Origin of the sequence: Corynebacterium simulans (genome assembly GCF_001586215.1) — a bacterium.
Lineage (GTDB): Bacteria > Actinomycetota > Actinomycetes > Mycobacteriales > Mycobacteriaceae > Corynebacterium > Corynebacterium simulans.
Genome location: NZ_CP014634.1, coordinates 209,979 through 226,401 on the forward strand (window position 1 = coordinate 209,979; position 16,423 = coordinate 226,401).

Below are 16,423 nucleotides of genomic sequence, written 5' to 3' on the forward strand. Positions count from 1 at the left end.
CCTAAACCGCATTTGTTAATTGCAGAGGACTTAAATAGTTATGGACACACTCTCTCCTATGCCGTCCCGGGTCGTACCTCGGCCTGCGCTTTACCGTCGCACCCTGGGCTGGTTGTTTACGGTGATGCTCGTAGTCTTTTCGATGCCGCTTGCTGCGGCGCAGGCCCAAGAGACGGAATTTGATTCCGGTCACGTCGACGTCTTCTACGTCACTGCGCCGGATGGCCAGCTCTCACTGTCGATGAAGGAAGACATCACCGGCTCAGAGGTCGAGCGTCCCGGCGATGACGTAGTGTTGCGGGTCAACGAAAACGCGTGGTCTGATGCCACCGAGAGCGTGGACGCCATCGGCACGCCCACGTACTTTCTGCCGCAGACCCAGAAGTCGGACATCATCTGGCCGGGCTGGGATACCCAGAAGGCACAGCAAGCAGGCTACAAGGACGTTGACCTCAACTTCGTGGATGTTAGTGGGCCTGGTGCGGTCTACATCTTTGAGACAACGGGCTTCGGTGACATTGAATCTGTTACTGACTCCGGTGACTTGGAGCTGCGCAGCGGCGAGGTCATCAATCAGCCCTACCCTGCTCATCGCCACGTCAACTGGGCGTTTAGCGAGCCAGGTACCTACACCATGACCGTGCAGGCTTCTTCTAATGGCGATACCAGTAACAAGGTCACCTACACCTGGTCCGTAGGTGATGGTGAAGCCGCAGGCGAAGAAGATGGAGAATACGTTGAAGACGAGGACTTCGACGACGTCGAGGGCGAATCCGATTCCACCGATTCGGATGCCGAGTCCGACGGGCATTCTGCCTCGGCAGGTTCCTTGTCTTCTGCTGGTGGAGCACTAGGCGGTGCCAATGCAAGCGGCAATCGTGCGGCTTCAGGTAATCACTCTTCGGGCAAGCCCGGCCGCGAAAAGTCGCGCAAGCATGTGCGTCGGGGCCACAAGTCGCACTCGGGTGCGCAGGAAGATGGCTCGGATGTGGCTTTGCAATCGGCGGGCAACGACTTCGTTGAAGCCCCCAACTACCTGCCGTGGGGCTTGGGGTTGCTCGGCGTTGGCATGTTGATGCTGGGCCTTGGTGTTATGCGCTGGGTGCTGGCGAAGGTCCAGGACTAATGCTGCACCGAAACAATCGTTGGGCTGTCGCGTCGTCGCTAAGCGCCGTGGCTCTCATAGCCGGCTGCGCGGCCCCAGGTGTTGGGCAGGCGCCGGAGGGCCTGAATGTCGTGGCGACAACGCCGATTCTCGCGGACGTCATTAGCCACGTTGCAGGCGAAGACGCCAACGTCACCACCCTTATCCCCGCAGGTAAAGACCCACATACCTTTGAGCCTTCGCTGCGCACCATCCGTAACGCGGCGAACGCGGACGTCGCGTTCGCAAACGGCTATCTGCTTGAGCCGCAAGGGCTCATGGATACTTTGCGGGAGACCACGCATGTCCCGGTTATCGAGGTCGCAGACCAAGCTTCCACCCGCGGCGCAAAGCTCGTTCCGCTCGTGGAAAACACTGCCCTCGATACCGTGTGGCTGGGACTGCGCATCCAGGATGCCCCGGCCAACTCGCACGCGGTGGAGCTCAGCATGGTCTCTGCCGAGGGTCCCGGTGACGTGGCAGCTTACGTGGTCTCCACCTTCGGTACGCCGGAGGTGCTGTTCAACAGCGCGGACGGTATCAACGATCATGAGGACACCGCCCGCTTGCCCGCTAACGCGCACACGCATGTCTCGTGGGGCTTTTCCAAACCCGGTATCTATCGCATTGGGTTTAAGGCCCACTCTGAAGACGGCGATACCGCGGTGCAAAATATCACCGTCGCCGTGGGCGTTAATCCCCCAGAAGGAATGCGCGCACACGATGAGGGGCACGTGGACATCACAGCGAATATCGCAGCGGGGTCCATTGATCTGCAGGATAACGGCGCCCACTTCGATCCCAACACCACTGCGGTAGCTTTGCCTTCTTCAACATTGCAGCCGATTCCGCCGAATCCGGCGTATCGCTTCTTGGGCCGTCCGGGCAGCGAGACCTATCTCCTGCCACAAGCCGTGCTGGGCAAGCACATCCATGGCGAGGTTGACCCACACCTGTGGCACAACGTCGACAATGTCATCGCAGAAACCGAGGTGGTGGCCGATAACCTCGCGCTGGCAGACCCCACCCATGGTGCGGCCTACCGCGAGCGCGCGGCGTCGTATATCGAGCAGCTGAAGGAGACCGACGCTTTCGTTGCCGAGCAAATAGCCTCCATCCCGCAGGCCCAGCGCCATCTGGTCACGCCGCATCACGGCTATGCCTACCTGGACCAAGGCTACGGCATGCAGGTCGCAGGCTTTATCACCCCGAATCCTGCCATCGAGCCCTCCCCGCGCGATGTCATTGCGCTGCGCAGGACGTTGGAGAACCTGCACCTACCAGCCGTTTTTGTAGAGCCGACACAACAAGCAAGCACGGCAACACTCACCGAGGCAGCCGCGCAACAAGGAATCCGCGTCTGCACCATCTACGGCGACACGTTGGATGAAAAGGCTCCGACGTACATCGACATGATGCGTACCAATGCGCAGACGCTCCACCGCTGCCTTAACCCTTCGCCCTAACCAGTCACACCTAAAGAAAATCTCTGAGAAACAAGGAATCCACAAATGAATTCAACTTCCGCGAAAGCCACTGGGCCGCTAAGTCGCATCCTCGCGAGTGCGACGGTGGTCTATGCGTGCTTGGCCGTTCTAGCTGCGATCTTGGTAACCTCCGCCATCCCGGCGCCTAGTGCATGGGCTGGTGACCTCGCCCAGGTGGTCAAAGACGACGAAGAATTCGCTCCGGCAGGCACCGAAGCAATCATCGACCATGGCCACGTGGACGTCGGCGCGCAGTTTACAGGCGAAGGCGCGCACTTCCTCGCGCGCGACGATTCCGCAGCCACACCCGTATGGCGCGAGCTTGACGACGTCGTGTTCAAAGTAGGCGACGAAGCCCAACTCGCGCTCCCAGACGATGAGCAATTCGGCTTCGTCGGCGGCAATGCCGGCGAGAACGTCTGGGTCATCCCGCAGACAGAGCAAGCAGGCGTTCCCTGGGTGGGCTGGAATACCCAGGCACCCTCGCTTATCGATGCCGCCGACCGCGGCGTGAACATGGAGTTCCTCGGTCACACCGGCCCGGGCGAGTTTTCGCTCTTCCTCCAAAATGGCGGCTTCGAAGCACCCCAGGTGCTCTGGTCCACCGCTAAGAACCAGCGCGAGGATTTCTGGGTAGACCTCAACACCCATACCCACGCCAACTGGGTTTTCACTGAGCCGGGCATCCACCAGGTGGGTATCCGCCTTAAGGGAAAGACCAAAAATGGAGAAGACTTCAGCACCGACGGCATTTTGACCTTCGCGGTTGGAGCAGAGACCGACGTGACTGAGGCCAACGCCACCGAGTGGGATCAAGAGGCTGCTCAAGAAGGCTCCTCTTCCTCCATCGCTGGATGGATTTGGGTATTGCTCGGAGCCGGCGCAGTCGTGCTTATTGTCTCGGCTTTCCTTCTTATCCTTGCAGCGCGCAAGAAAGGCAAGCATGCCGACCAAGACTAAGGAAGCACTGATAGATCTAGAACACGTGCGCGTGACCTTGAGCGGGCGCCGCGTTATCAACGATGCATCGCTGCGCGTATACCCTGGCGAATTCATCGGTCTTTTAGGCCCCAACGGCGCCGGCAAGACGACGTTGATGCGCTCAATCCTGGGCTTGGTTCCTGCCAGCGGGCACATTCAGTGCGCGGCGTCGGTGGGTTATGTGCCACAGCGTCACGACGTAGAGTGGGACTTTCCCATCAACGTCTATCAGGCGGCGTTGAACGGGCGCACGGGTTTGATTGGGTGGTTCCGCAGGCCCCGCGCCAAAGACCACGCGGCAACCAAGCGCGCGCTGGAGCTGACGAACCTCACGCACTTGGCAAAGCGGCCCATCGCTGAGCTTTCCGGTGGCCAACGCCAGCGCGTGCTCATCGCGCGCGCTTTAGCCACAAATCCGCAGGTGCTCCTGCTTGATGAGCCTTTCACGGGTCTCGATGCCCCCAATACGGAGGCGTTGCTCTATCTTTTCGACGAGCTCTGTGCAGGTGGCACGAGCATCATCATGTCCACCCACAATCTGGCGGAGGCTGCGCACACGTGCCAGCGCTTGGTGCTATTCAATAAGGAAATCACTGCGGATGGCCCTGCTGAGCAAGTGCTTGGCGACGCCGCCGCCTGGACCGCCGCCTTCGGCGTCAGCACCGATTCCCCGCTCCTTTCCGCGATTGGGGTGGCCGCATGATCGAGGTCTCCCTGTTTGATTTCTTTAGCGATCTGGCTAACCCGCAGCTAGACTTCCTCGCTCGCGCGGTGGGTATCTCGATGCTGTCTGCGGTGGTCTGTGCCGTGGTGGGCTGCTACGTGGTGCTGCGCGGTATGGCTTTCATCGGCGATGCTGTCTCCCACGCGGTGTTCCCGGGCCTGGCGGTTGCTTTTGCCCTGCAGGGATCCATCCTGCTGGGTGGGGCGGTTGCCGGCACGGTCGTAGCATTGCTCATCGCTTGCTTTTCGCAGCGCCGCAGCGTGCGCGCCGACTCCGTCATCGGAATCTTCTTTGCGGCTTCCTTTGCCCTCGGCATGGTGATCATCTCTCGGACTGAGGGCTACACCGCATCGCTGACGAGCTTTCTCTTCGGCACCTTGACCGGCGTATCGAAAGCGGACCTCTACACCGCCGCTGCAGTCACCGTGATCATCGTGGGCCTCATCGCATTGCTTGGTCCACAACTTACGGCCAACTGCCTAGACAAGGAAACGGCACGCGCAATGGGCCTTCCCGTTTTCGCCCTCGACATCGTGCTCTACCTCTGCGTAACCGGCGCGGTGGTCATCTCGGTGGGAACCATCGGCAACATCCTGGTGCTGGCACTGCTTATCACTCCCGCGGCTACTGCCCGCCTGCTAACCAACTCACTGGGCACGATGATGCTCACCTCCAGTGCCATAGGCATCTTCGCGAGCTTCACCGGCATCTACTTGGCGTGGGCCATCGACCTACCAGCGGGCGCCACCATCGTGCTCGTGCTTACCGCCCTCTTCCTAGTGGCATGGGCAATCTCCCCGCTTCTTCAGAAGAAGACGTCCGAATCCAAGACCAACTCATAGAGAGGACTACCCCACATGATTTTCTCGCACTCCCGCGTACCACGCACCGTCGTCGCCCTCGGCGCTGCCACCTTCCTCGGCCTTTCCGCACCACAGGCTTTCGCGGAGGATACCTGCGCCGTGATGGATAGCTACCACATCGAAAAAGGCCACCAGGATGCCGCAGTGCGCGACGACGACGGCCCGCTGCGCTTTACCGTAGACGACGACAGCACCGGTGAGCACGTCGAGCGCGATTCCCGCGATTTCGTCGTGGTAGTCGATGACAACATGACGGGCTCTCTCGACGAGCTAGGCTTCCCCGGCATTTCTGGCGATGCATGGCTGCTTCCCCAAGACCAAGACCATGACCGCCCGTGGTTCGGTTTCTCGCTGCTGCACCTTTCGAACATGACTGAGGATGAAACCGCTCAGCTATCCATGGAGCTTCACGACGCACCTGAGGGCGGCCGCGTCCTCGCTTGGCAAACCGGCGACTTGAGCGACTCAGAGCTCAAACTCGATAGCGAAGACCCGAGCATGACATGGGATTACCCACGCTCCCATACCCACGTCAATTTCGGCTTCACCCAGCCGGGCGCCTACGCCGTCACTTTTACCTTCACCCTCCCGGACGGCTCCGAGCACTCACTCGACGCCCCGTTCCTCGTGGGCAATTCAACCGATGATTCAGAGCTCTGTGAGCTCGATTGGGGCGGCAGCTCCGCAGGCAACTCTGGCCCAAAGAGCAAGGCTGGACAGTTGACCACTGACATCAACGATACCGCAAAGGCCATCGGCACCCTCGACAAGGCCCTCGATAAGACCCTCGACGAGGCCGACAAGATGGTTGCCACGGAGGCGCCTAAAGCCAAGTCTGACAAGAGCAAGAACGAAAGCAAGAACAAGACCGAGCAAAAAGACAAAGACAAGGCCAAGGACAAGTCCAAGGCCAAGGACACCACCAAGGCCCAAACCGAAAAGAAGGCTGCTAACCCGCAGCCACAATCGACGCCAGGCGGCACGGTTATGGGCAGCAAGCCAGCAGTCCGCTCGGCTAATACGGCAGGATCCACTAACACAGGAACCAAGTCAGCACCGTCGAAGTCCGAACAAAAGGAAACAGAGAAAAAGAAGAAGGCGTCGGCAAGCGCACACCGCCCCGGACGTGGAAATAGCCTTGCCACCGAAGACGGACAAGGCTATGTAGAAACGGATGCGCAAGAATTAAGCTATGGCGTCCCGATGCTCAACTTCTGGGCCGGCGTTCTCTCCGGTATCGGTGCATTCGCATTGCTTTTGGGCACCGGTTTGTTTATTTGGGCCCAGTTCTTCCGCAAGCCAAAGCGCAATCAGTCACAGGAACTAGGCCAAACCCAGCAGATCCTTTAGTTACTTGCGCTTATCCGAAAGGAAGTTCCACACCTCGTTCGAGGTGTCCGGCTCGTACCACCAGGTGTGGTCGCCCTTGACCTTGAGGAGCTCAACGTTTTTCAGGCAGTTGTTAAAGCGCAGGCGCTCAGCCATTGGGCCGTTCTGCTCAGCCTGGAAAGTCATATCGCAACGGTTGCGTTTGAGGTAGCCGCCAAGAACCTCACGAACCGGTAGGTAGCCGGCCTCATGGCGGATGCCGCCCTCGTACTGCATCATGCGGTCATTCACTCCGTGCATGAGGAGGGTGTGCATCGGGGCGTCAACGCAGTTCTGCTCGACCGGATTGTAGAAAGCGCCGGAGACGGTTGCCACAGCAGCGAAGGTCTCCTGCGCGTGGCAGCCCAGAACAGAAGTAAAGCCGCCGCCATTAGACATTCCCATCGCATAAACGCGGGAGCGGTCGACGCGGTAATCCTTGTCGACGTCGTCCAAGATGCGCTGAATGAAGCGAATATCCTCGCCGTCGTGAGTCTTTGCATACGGCGCAGCCTCCCAAGCGCGCTCGAAGCCCTCAGGGTAAACGATGATCGCTTCCTTAGCGGCGCCAGTATTTCCCATGCGGTTGTAGCTGGAGAAGTTCTCTGGGGAATCCTCCCAACCGCCGAAGCCGTAGAGTACCGGTGCTGCCACGTCCGGGTTGTAGTTGTTCGGGATCCGCAGCAGGTAGCGGCGAGTTTTGCCCTCGTGCTCCATGTTGATAGAACGCATCTGGCCATTTGAAATCGGCTGAACTGGGTTCACGGTCGGGTCCGCTGGGACTACCGGCTCAGCTGGCGCGGCAGGATTATCATTTTCTGGCGGCAGCTGCGGCTGAGTTGCCAGCTCAGGCGATACGGCCGGGGTCGATTCCTTAACACCTTCAGGAATCAGATGAGAGCCATCAGCCGTAGGAGCAGGTGCAGGTGTAGGTGCAGGTACCGGGGCTGGCGCAGGGGCCGGAACGGGTGCGGGAGCTGGTGCCGGAGCAGGCGCTTCCTGAGCGGCGGCGAAACCAGGCGCGCTGACGACGATGGCCGCGGCGGCGAGGGATACCGCTGAACGTTTGAGCTTATTCATCCAGCTTTGCGGGCTAAGCACCTGGGACTCCTTGGGTAGGGAAAAGATCACTGTTGACACAGTAATCACACTTTTCACACAGGCCTCATTCAACACACGGAATTCTGTCAATTTTCTCCAAGGAAGTAAGCTTGATTCTCATGCACGAGAACAGACCAGCCACCGCACCTGACTTTTTGCTCTCCCGAGCCACGGGATCGGTACGCACACAGGGTTCTCAACGCACCTTTACCGACGTCGAGAAAGCAATCGCCGCACTACGCGATAAGTCCGCGGAGATGATTGTTGGCGCGCTGCCTTTCAACACGGACGATCCAGCCGCACTCACCGAGCCTGCTTCCATCATTCGCGAGGACGGCCCGCTCGAACCGCCGGCCTACTATCGCCAGGGCACGCTCAACGCACGGGTTACCGGATTCGACCCGGAACCAGAAGAACACCTGCGCCGCGTCGACGCCGCAATTGCCACGATTCAAACCTCCAAGCTTGACAAGGTGGTCTTAGCGCGCGCCGTCGACCTCGAATTCACCGAAGCAGTCGATCCACGTCTCGTGGCCGCAAGGCTTATCGATATTTCCGCGAACCGTGACGGCTTCATCGCCGATCTCACCCCGGCTGGCCGCGAGGGCGCCACGCTGGTCGGCGCATCCCCCGAGGTACTGGTCAAGAAACAAGGCTCGACTGTCACCGCTTTCCCGCTAGCAGGCTCCGCGCCACGCCAAGCTGATAAAGCCCGCGACCATTTGGCTGGGCAAGACCTACTGCGTTCCGCGAAGGATCTCCACGAACACTCCTTTGTGGTCGATCACCTACGCCGCATCCTCAGCCCGCTGTGCACCACTCTCGACGCACCGAGCACCCCGGAACTGATCAACACCAATGAGATGTGGCACTTGGGCACGCCTATCGCCGGCACCTTGAAGGAACCCGAGCTAACCGCACTGGAGCTTGCCATGCTGGTTCACCCCACCCCGGCAATCTGTGGCACGCCCACCGAGGCCGCCCAAGCACTCATCGAAACCGCAGAAACCGATCGAGGCTTCTACGCGGGCACCGTGGGTTGGTGCGACAACAACGGCGACGGCGAGTACATGGTCGCCATCCGTTGCGCCGAAGTAGCCGGCAACGGCCTTAGCGCCCGCGCCTGGGCCGGCGGCGGAATTGTCGAGTCTTCTAATTCGCAGGAAGAACTGGCTGAGACCACCGCAAAGCTACGCACCATTCTGCGGGCGTTGGGCCTTTAAAACCACGTCCGCGTTGTGAGTAACGCTCCTCGAATTCTTCCCGGGTAGGCAACGAAGGCTTTAAGCTTTAAGCCTTTTCAATCGGGTTCTTAAGCGTGCCAAGTCCCGGAATCTCGATTTCAATCGTATCGCCAGGGAACATCGGCGCGGTACCTGCCGGAGATCCGGTTGTGATGACATCACCAGGCAGCAAAGTATAGGAGGCGGAAATTTCCTCGAGAATTCCGCCCATCTTCACAATCATCTGGTCAGTGTTGGAGTCCTGCTTCTGCTCGCGTTTACCATCGTGAGTCAGGTAAGCATTGATCTTCTGATCATCCAGATTCAATGAGTCCAAGTCAGTTTCAATCCATGGACCCAGCGGGCAGAAGGTATCGATGCCCTTCGCACGCGCCCATTGACCATCCTTGAACTGCAGGTCACGGGAAGAGACGTCATTGCAGATGACGTAACCCAAAACGTGATCCTTCCAGTTCTCAGCCTTGATATTCTTCGAAACCTTGGAGATCACAACGGCCAGCTCACCCTCGAACTCCACCTTCGTGGCAAATTCTGGGATCTTGATTGGCACGTTCGGGCCGACGACTGCGGTGGAAGGCTTGATGAAGATTGTCGGCGGGAGGTGCTCGGCGGACTCTTTGAAGACCTCCGCGACATGGTCTGCATAATTACGGCCAAGCGCTACAACCTTGGTTGGCAGGGTCGGAGCTAGCAGGCGAACTTCGCTCAGCTTCCACTCGCGGCCAGTCGGTTCTGGGGTGGTAAATGGAGTACCGGCAATCTCCTTTGCCGTCAGTTCCTCGAGTGGGGCATCCTTTGGCCCGTCGATGATGGCAAAGCAGATTCCTTCTGGGTGAGCTATTCGTCCTAAACGCATAACGGCCATGCTACCAATTTGCGTTCTTCACTCGTTAGCTAAGGGTGCGTGTGAATTCTTTTCACACCCGAGCTTAGGCTAGCGCGGCCGCAATCCTGTCGCCAACTTCTGCGGTATGAATCGTTTCATTGCCCCGCTTGGCGACGTCGCCTTCCACAGCGGCTTCAATCCGCCCCGCGTTTGCATCGTCTCCGAGATGCCGCAGGAGCATCGCCGCCGACAAAATGGCCGCAGTTGGGTCGGCAACCCCCTTACCCGCAATGTCCGGCGCCGAGCCATGCACCGGTTCAAACATGGAAGGATTCACGCCTGAGGCATCGATGTTTCCAGAGGCTGCGAGCCCGATACCGCCCGTGATGGCACCGGCCAAATCCGTGAGGATATCGCCGAAGAGGTTGTCTGTAACAATGACGTCATAGCGCGAAGGATCCGTCACCATAAAAATGGTCGCAGCATCGATGTGCTGATAATCCACGGTTACTTCGGGATACTCCGCGGATAACTCGTCGACGGTGCGCTGCCACAGCCCACCCGCATTAACCAAGACGTTGGTCTTGTGTACCAGGGTCAAATGCTTGCGGCGGCACGCCGCCCGCTCAAATGCGTCACGCACTACGCGCTCGACACCAAAGCGGGTGTTTTGGGAAACCTCCGAAGCCACCTCATGTTTGGTGCCTTCCCGCAAAGTTCCACCGTTGCCACAATAGAGACCTTCGGTACCCTCGCGGACCACCACTAAGTCAACCTCCCCCGGGTTTGCCAAAGGCGAGGTTGCCGTGGGATGGAGCTTGGCAGGGCGCAGGTTGACGTGATGGTCAAGCTCGAAGCGCAGCTTTAACAGCAGGCCCCGCTCCAAGATACCGGGCGCAACCTTATCGGGCGCGCCGATGGCGCCAAGCAAAATCGCATCATGCTCACGCAATGATTCCAGGTCGGCAGCAGTGAGAAGCTCGCCATTGCGCAGGTAACGGCGGCTACCGAGGTCAAATTCGGTCACCTCGATATCGTCACGCACGGTACGCAATACCTTGAGCGCTTCCGCAGTGACCTCAGGCCCAATGCCGTCTCCACCAATAACCGCCAGTTTCATGATGCGGGATTCCTTTCTCACATAATGGATGTGAGAATCAGGTTAGCAGACCCTTCAACGCTATTTCTCGAATTTCCACCTCCCTCTTTAAGCGTCGAGATCCAGCTGCACGCACTCCGCACCGAGAGCCGCCTTAATGTCTTCAATCATCTCGTCTGGCACCTCTTGCTCGACGCGAAGAATGAGAACGGCGTCGCTTGGTGTCTTGCCCTGCGTCAGTGCAGCCGCCACGATGTTGATCCCGGCGGCCCCCAGCTTGGTGCCCACCGTACCGAGCGCACCGGGGGCGTCATCGTAGCTAAAGAAGAGGTTGCGGCCCGTTGCCCGCATGTCGACGCCACGAGCGTTGATGCGGATGATCTTCTCCACGCCATCGATGCCCGTGATGGCGCCGGTCAGCTGGGAGGTCGAGCCATCCGCGCCAATCACCATCACCACGAGCGAGGAACGCTGCCCCTTCGATTCAGCCTGGGTCCGCACGTCCACCTCGACACCGCGCGCATGTGCAATCTGCATGGCGTTGACAAAGGTCACAGGCTCGTCGACGACGCCACTGAACAAGCCGCGCACAGCCGAAAGGCCCAGCGCCGAGACGTCCTCGTTAGCGAGTTCACCGCGCGCCTCTACCTCGATGGCAACCGGCGCCTGGCCCAGCAATTTTCCTGCGGCAAGCCCCAGCTTTCGTGCGAGATCCAGCCAACCGGCCACTTCCTCGCCCACGTGTCCCGCGGACACGTTAACTGCATCGGCAACGAATTCGCCGGAGAGCGCCTTTAGAACAGAGGCCGCCACATCCGTACCTGCTCGGTCTTGCGCTTCCACCGTCGAGGCGCCTAGGTGCGGCGAAGCGGTCACCTGCGGCAGCTGAAATAATGGCGAATCAGTGCACGGCTCGGTTTCGAATACATCGAATCCTGCTCCCCTATGCCTGCCCGCCTTAATGGATTCCGCCAGCGCAGCCTCATCCACAAGACCACCGCGTGCGGCGTTAATAAGGACTTGGCCCTCCTTCGCCTTAGCAAGCAGCTCCGCGTCGAACATCCCCGCGGTTTCCTTCGTCTTAGGCAGGTGAATGGTTACGAAGTCAGCGCGGCGCATTAGCTCCTCAAGCTCCACGAGCTCGACACCCAATGCGGCAGCGCGTGCCGGATTGGCGTAAGGATCATGGGCGATGATGGTGGTTTCAAAGGCCTTCAAGCGCTGGGCAAACAGTTGGCCAATGTGGCCAAAGCCGACGATTCCGACGGTCTTGCCGTAGATTTCCACGCCCTTGAACGAGGAGCGCTTCCACTCGCCGTCACGCAAGGACTTATCGGCTGCAGGAATTTGCCGGGCGGTAGCAAGCAGCAGGGCAATCGCCTGCTCGCAGGCGCTGTGAATATTGCTGGTTGGTGCGTTAACCACCATGACGCCACGCTCGGTGGCAGCAGGGATATCAACGTTGTCGAGCCCCACGCCCGCACGCCCGACAATCTTGAGGCGCCGAGCTGCGGCGAGCACCTCGGCGTCGACTTGCGTGGCAGAACGCACGAGCAAGGCATCCGCATCCGGCACTGCAGCGAGCAGATCGGCGCGGTTTGGCCCATCGACCCAGCGGACTTCCACCCCATCTCCCAATGCGACGACGGTGGACTGGGCAAGCTTATCGGCGATTAATACGACCGGCTTCGACATGACTTCCTTAGTTAGGCTGTGTTGGGCAAACGCATGAACCATGCGCATGTTGCAAGGAAGTGTAGTTTATTCTTGCCAGCCTTGAGCGATTTTCTCGCTAAATTCTTTCGGTTGACCGAATTCGGGGCCGAGGGCCACTACCGGCCCGTTTTCGAGACCGATAACCATGGCCGCGCCTACCTTGGTTGCCGTGGGATCCGGGTCCGGCATCAGCAGAATGCTGCCGCCATATGCGTTGGCGTTGGCAACATTGACCAGCGGAGTCTGCGCCGTGGCAACGATGTTCGGCGCCATCTGCCCGTCCCTGCGGGTCTGGCCAGGAATAGCCGGCATCTTCTCGTGGGTAATCTCCTGCGGCAGCGGCTGCCATGCCGCCTTCAACTCGAAGCGGTCGTTTGCATCCAGTCTCGCTACTTCCTCGACCATGCGTGCAGGATCCGCGATCACCTTCGAGGTAAATGAATAGGCTGTGTATTCTCCCAGCGCCTTAGTGTTTCCCGGGTCATGGACAAATTGATGCTCGTGCTCATGGCCCGGATGGAAAGTATCGGCGAAGGGAACATCACCCACCGTAACCACGAGCCCAGCTCCGATGTCGTCAACCAAGCGTAGAATCTCGCTGCGGTTGGAATCGTCGTAGACCACCATCGGCGCACGTTGCGCGATGGCAATTGAAGCCGAACGCAGTTTTGCCGCGTCGGAATTTTCCGCCACGAACAAGGTATGCGACTTATTAAAGAAAAGTCGCGCTGATTCGATGCCCCATTCGTCCTGGACCACCGTCACTTTGTCGACGAACTTCGGGTCGATAAGTCGGTTCGTGTTCTCCGCATGCGCGCGGGTTAGATCGATGTCCTCGTCAGCCATTCTCGCCAACGCAGGCGTGACAAGCTTTTCCCCACGCCCGATGTCAGAGCATGCATAAAGCGTGGGAAGCATCAGCGCGGTTAACGACGCCGCGAGGACCTTCTTAACGCCCAAAAGCTCGCGGGCCTTCCTCGCCGCCAGAGAGGTTGGCTTCATCAACGTCGCGGATTACCTCCTTGTCGAGCGCATATTCAACGATGCCGACGAAGCGTTCACGTCGATCCACGAAGAATTGCTCGGCCTTGGTCGAACGGAAAAGGTCAATGTTGAGCTCGTGCGAGGAAAGTACGGCGTCGAACTCGGCATCTTCCATGATCGACTTGGACTGTACACGCGGCAGGTAGCGCTCCGGCGCATAGCCATCTAGAACTACCTCGGTGCGCTTGCCCATCGGCGTGCGGTTCAAAACGGAATTGGCAAGAACGTCACTGATGCCATGACGCTTGCACCAGTTCAGCGGGAAAACCGGATAAAAACCCGGCTTGAGCTCCTCGAAAGTCTTGCGACTAAATTCGGTGCCGGTGCGCCAATCGCGTGCGCCGCGGGCCATGAGCAGCGCATATAGACCGTGCCAAACTCCGTCGTGCTCGCCCACCGAAAGCAGGCGGGACTCGCGGAACGAAGCATCTTTCACGGTCTTCGGCATCTCCTCGGTATCGCCAGCAACCCAGGCGGTGACCTCGTCGACGTCGCGTGCCGCGCGCAGCATAACTGCTGAAGAGCCATAAAGCTCACCAAATACGCCACTCCAGAACCAACGGTTTAAACGGTCCCAGGACTTCTTATCCGCCAAGACGCCCCGACGACCGGCCAGGCGAGCCAGAATTACGGCCAACGGAATGATCTGCTCGCTATAAGGCACCTGCTCCAGGCTCAAGATGCAGCGATCCGCCAAGAACTCTGCGACCTCGCGGAAGGTGATGCGCAATGTTGCCGAGGCATTCTTATACTCGTCCAGTGACAGCTGCAGGATATCCTCACGCTGCCCGCCGGCCGCTCCCTTCTGCCCAGAAACATAAAGCGAGACCGCAGAAAGAAACTCGGTGCGCCCAATTCCGTCAAGCGCCGCGCACTTGCGCAGATCGGCCTCGACAAGCGCCCAATCATCCGCCAAATGGAACTTTGGATCCTCAGAAGCAAAGACTGCGGTGAGCAAATCGAATACGTCCATCTGTAGGCCGGCGGAGTTTGCCTGCGCAAAGATTGAGCCGATGCCCGCCTGCGCTGTCTCGCGGGAAAGACGAATCATCGGAACGTTATAGCCAGAAAGCGGACGCAGGATGCGGTTGTTAAAGGCCGCGACAACCTCTCGGTTGATGCCGTCGCCGACTGCAGCCAGCTCGAAGAGCATGCTGGTGCCCTCTTCGCTCAGCAGCGCCGATACCGGAATGCAGCAAGCACCTAGCGCAGATTCACGGTCCACGATGGCGCCTTCGATAGCCGGCGCAAAGTGGGAGCAAACCTCACCGCGCTCATCGACGGCGAAGACCGCTTCATCCGGCATAACTTCATGCGAGATGGCCTTGCGCAAGTCCAAGTAGAAGGTGCGGGTTACCTTCTTCGAACGGAAGTCGGTAGTGGCAACCGAGCCGTTGCCGCGGAAGCAATGATAGAGCGTGGTCAGACGCTGTTGACCATCCAACAATAAAAGTCCCGGGTTGACGCCGGTATCGGGAGCGCCCGCAAGCGCCCGGGGCTGGAAGCGCATCGTTTCGTTGCGCGTATCCAGCGCCATGAGCGCGCCTATGGGATATCCACGTAACACCGTGACGATGAGGGAACGGATGCGATCCTCGTCCCAGGAATATGAGCGCTGAAAGTCCGGAAGCTGAATATCGCCGCGGTCAATGCGTGCGAAGAGGTCGTTGAGGTCGTAGCTTGGCGTCGTAAAACCCATAACTTTGACAGTACCCTCGCTCACACGGCATTGCCCGTCCAGAAATATATCTCACATATTCGCAATCATTCAGACATCAAAGCCACACCGATGGTGTTCTAGAACCCGCTCTGCGTCGGCGTCTGCACCCAGCTCATGAGCTCACGCAGCTTCACGCCGGTCTCCTCCACCGGGTGCTGGGCAACCTTGGCACGCATATCTTCCAGTTCCTTGTTGCCGCCTTCAACGTTCGCGACCAAGCGTCGCACAAAGGTGCCGTTCTGAATGTCAGTCAGCACATCCTTCATGCGCGCCTTCACGGAAGCGTCGATGATGCGAGGACCCGCCAGGTAACCGCCAAACTCGGCCGTATCAGAAATAGAGTGATTCATGGCGCTCAGGCCACCTTCGTAAATGAGGTCCACGATGAGCTTGATCTCGTGCAAGACTTCAAAGTAAGCCATTTCCGGCTCGTAGCCCGCCTCAGTCAGCGTCTCGAAGCCATACATAATTAACTGCTCGAGGGAGCCACACAGAACCGCCTGCTCGCCGAAGAGATCGGTTTCGGTCTCTGCCTTAAACGTCGTTGGAATGACGCCGGCACGAGCACCACCAATAGCGGCAGCGTAGGAAAGCGTCAGATCGCGGCCTTCCCCACGCGGGTCCTGCTGCGTTGCAATCAAGCAAGGCACGCCCTTGCCGTCGATAAACTGGCGGCGCACCAGATGACCCGGCCCTTTCGGCGCAACCATGCCGACCGTGATGGACGCATCCGGCTTGATGAGACCGAAGTGAATATTGAGTCCGTGGCCGAAGAAGATCGCGTTGCCAGGCTCCAGGTTGGGTGCAATATCCTCGGCAAAAATCTGCGCTTGCGAGGTATCCGGAGCAAGCAGCATGACGATGTCGGCCCACTGCGCAGCCTCAGCGTTACTCATGACCTGGAAGCCAGCTTCTTCTGCCTGCTCTCGGGATACAGACTCCCCGCGCAGGCCGATAGCAACCTCCACGCCGGAGTCGCGCAGGTTCTGCGCGTGCGCATGGCCTTGAGAGCCATAACCAATGACGGCGACTTTTCGATTCTGGATTATGGACAGGTCAGCGTCGGCTTCGTAAAAAGTCTCAATTGCCATTTCTTTAATTCCTTA

The 16,423-nt window shown here is 59.1% G+C and carries 14 protein-coding genes; 7 read left to right on the plus strand and 7 right to left on the minus strand.

The window, feature by feature from the left end; translation table 11 throughout:
- The first annotated feature begins 40 nt into the window (after positions 1–40).
- The 6 genes from WM42_RS00985 to WM42_RS01010 are packed head-to-tail and all read left to right on the plus strand — an operon-like array spanning position 41 to position 6,549.
- Positions 41–1,126: a choice-of-anchor M domain-containing protein gene (locus WM42_RS00985; RefSeq protein ID WP_062035187.1), complete on the plus strand. Its 1,086-nt coding sequence runs from the start codon at positions 41–43 to the stop codon at positions 1,124–1,126.
- Positions 1,126–2,610 (plus strand): anchored repeat ABC transporter, substrate-binding protein, encoded by a 1,485-nt coding sequence (locus WM42_RS00990; protein WP_062035188.1) that lies wholly within the window; start codon positions 1,126–1,128, stop codon positions 2,608–2,610. The genes WM42_RS00985 and WM42_RS00990 overlap by 1 nt, the downstream gene beginning before the upstream one ends.
- 45 nt (positions 2,611–2,655) lie before the next feature.
- Positions 2,656–3,591 (plus strand): choice-of-anchor M domain-containing protein, encoded by a 936-nt coding sequence (locus tag WM42_RS00995; protein WP_062035190.1) that lies wholly within the window; start codon positions 2,656–2,658, stop codon positions 3,589–3,591.
- A complete protein-coding gene (locus WM42_RS01000) occupies positions 3,575–4,315 on the plus strand; it encodes an anchored repeat-type ABC transporter ATP-binding subunit (protein ID WP_061922149.1) in 741 nt (246 codons plus the stop codon). The genes WM42_RS00995 and WM42_RS01000 overlap by 17 nt, the downstream gene beginning before the upstream one ends.
- Complete coding sequence (locus WM42_RS01005; RefSeq protein WP_062035192.1) at positions 4,312–5,178, plus strand: anchored repeat-type ABC transporter permease subunit; 867 nt, start codon at positions 4,312–4,314, stop codon at positions 5,176–5,178. The genes WM42_RS01000 and WM42_RS01005 overlap by 4 nt, the downstream gene beginning before the upstream one ends.
- 15 nt (positions 5,179–5,193) lie before the next feature.
- Positions 5,194–6,549, plus strand: coding sequence for a choice-of-anchor M domain-containing protein (locus WM42_RS01010; RefSeq protein ID WP_062035194.1), 1,356 nt, complete (start codon positions 5,194–5,196; stop codon positions 6,547–6,549).
- Here the strand turns inward: WM42_RS01010 and WM42_RS01015 are convergent, their stop codons facing one another.
- Positions 6,550–7,698 carry a CE1 family esterase gene (locus tag WM42_RS01015; protein ID WP_235591281.1) on the minus strand — a complete coding sequence of 383 codons (1,149 nt, stop codon included), beginning with the start codon at positions 7,696–7,698 and terminating at the stop codon, positions 6,550–6,552.
- 89 nt (positions 7,699–7,787) lie between these two features.
- On the opposite strand from WM42_RS01015, the gene WM42_RS01020 reads away from it, so the two are divergent.
- On the plus strand, positions 7,788–8,891 hold the full coding sequence (locus WM42_RS01020) for an isochorismate synthase (RefSeq protein ID WP_062035196.1): 1,104 nt from the start codon (positions 7,788–7,790) through the stop codon (positions 8,889–8,891).
- A 67-nt stretch (positions 8,892–8,958) separates the two neighbouring features.
- On the opposite strand, the gene WM42_RS01025 is transcribed toward WM42_RS01020, so the two are convergent.
- The 6 genes from WM42_RS01025 to ilvC form a co-directional block, all read right to left on the minus strand.
- Positions 8,959–9,768 carry a fumarylacetoacetate hydrolase family protein gene (locus WM42_RS01025; protein WP_201057394.1) on the minus strand — a complete coding sequence of 270 codons (810 nt, stop codon included), beginning with the start codon at positions 9,766–9,768 and terminating at the stop codon, positions 8,959–8,961.
- A 73-nt stretch (positions 9,769–9,841) separates the two neighbouring features.
- Entirely contained in the window at positions 9,842–10,858 is a 1,017-nt protein-coding gene (locus WM42_RS01030) for a 3-isopropylmalate dehydrogenase (RefSeq protein ID WP_062035201.1), read from the minus strand.
- Between the two features lie 87 nt (positions 10,859–10,945).
- The gene (serA, locus tag WM42_RS01035) at positions 10,946–12,532 is read right to left on the minus strand and encodes a phosphoglycerate dehydrogenase (RefSeq protein WP_062035203.1); all 1,587 of its coding nucleotides are present in this window, start codon (positions 12,530–12,532) and stop codon (positions 10,946–10,948) included.
- A gap of 66 nt (positions 12,533–12,598) precedes the next feature.
- Complete coding sequence (locus WM42_RS01040) at positions 12,599–13,555, minus strand: hypothetical protein (RefSeq protein ID WP_062035205.1); 957 nt, start codon at positions 13,553–13,555, stop codon at positions 12,599–12,601.
- Positions 13,503–15,296 carry a GmrSD restriction endonuclease domain-containing protein gene (locus WM42_RS01045; protein WP_062035208.1) on the minus strand — a complete coding sequence of 598 codons (1,794 nt, stop codon included), beginning with the start codon at positions 15,294–15,296 and terminating at the stop codon, positions 13,503–13,505. The genes WM42_RS01040 and WM42_RS01045 overlap by 53 nt, the downstream gene beginning before the upstream one ends.
- A 98-nt stretch (positions 15,297–15,394) precedes the next feature.
- Positions 15,395–16,408 carry a ketol-acid reductoisomerase gene (gene ilvC, locus WM42_RS01050; RefSeq protein WP_062035210.1) on the minus strand — a complete coding sequence of 338 codons (1,014 nt, stop codon included), beginning with the start codon at positions 16,406–16,408 and terminating at the stop codon, positions 15,395–15,397.
- Between the last annotated feature and the right edge of the window lie 15 nt (positions 16,409–16,423).

Coding starts and splice junctions, on each gene's coding strand:
- WM42_RS00985 (WP_062035187.1), top strand. CDS start 41: ATGGACACACTCTCTCCTATGCCGTCCCGGGTCGTACCTCGGCCTGCG.
- WM42_RS00990 (WP_062035188.1), top strand. CDS start 1,126: ATGCTGCACCGAAACAATCGTTGGGCTGTCGCGTCGTCGCTAAGCGCC.
- WM42_RS00995 (WP_062035190.1), top strand. CDS start 2,656: ATGAATTCAACTTCCGCGAAAGCCACTGGGCCGCTAAGTCGCATCCTC.
- WM42_RS01000 (WP_061922149.1), top strand. CDS start 3,575: ATGCCGACCAAGACTAAGGAAGCACTGATAGATCTAGAACACGTGCGC.
- WM42_RS01005 (WP_062035192.1), top strand. CDS start 4,312: ATGATCGAGGTCTCCCTGTTTGATTTCTTTAGCGATCTGGCTAACCCG.
- WM42_RS01010 (WP_062035194.1), top strand. CDS start 5,194: ATGATTTTCTCGCACTCCCGCGTACCACGCACCGTCGTCGCCCTCGGC.
- WM42_RS01020 (WP_062035196.1), top strand. CDS start 7,788: ATGCACGAGAACAGACCAGCCACCGCACCTGACTTTTTGCTCTCCCGA.
- WM42_RS01025 (WP_201057394.1), bottom strand. CDS start 9,768: ATGCGTTTAGGACGAATAGCTCACCCAGAAGGAATCTGCTTTGCCATC.
- WM42_RS01030 (WP_062035201.1), bottom strand. CDS start 10,858: ATGAAACTGGCGGTTATTGGTGGAGACGGCATTGGGCCTGAGGTCACT.
- serA (WP_062035203.1), bottom strand. CDS start 12,532: ATGTCGAAGCCGGTCGTATTAATCGCCGATAAGCTTGCCCAGTCCACC.
- WM42_RS01040 (WP_062035205.1), bottom strand. CDS start 13,555: ATGAAGCCAACCTCTCTGGCGGCGAGGAAGGCCCGCGAGCTTTTGGGC.
- WM42_RS01045 (WP_062035208.1), bottom strand. CDS start 15,296: ATGGGTTTTACGACGCCAAGCTACGACCTCAACGACCTCTTCGCACGC.
- ilvC (WP_062035210.1), bottom strand. CDS start 16,408: ATGGCAATTGAGACTTTTTACGAAGCCGACGCTGACCTGTCCATAATC.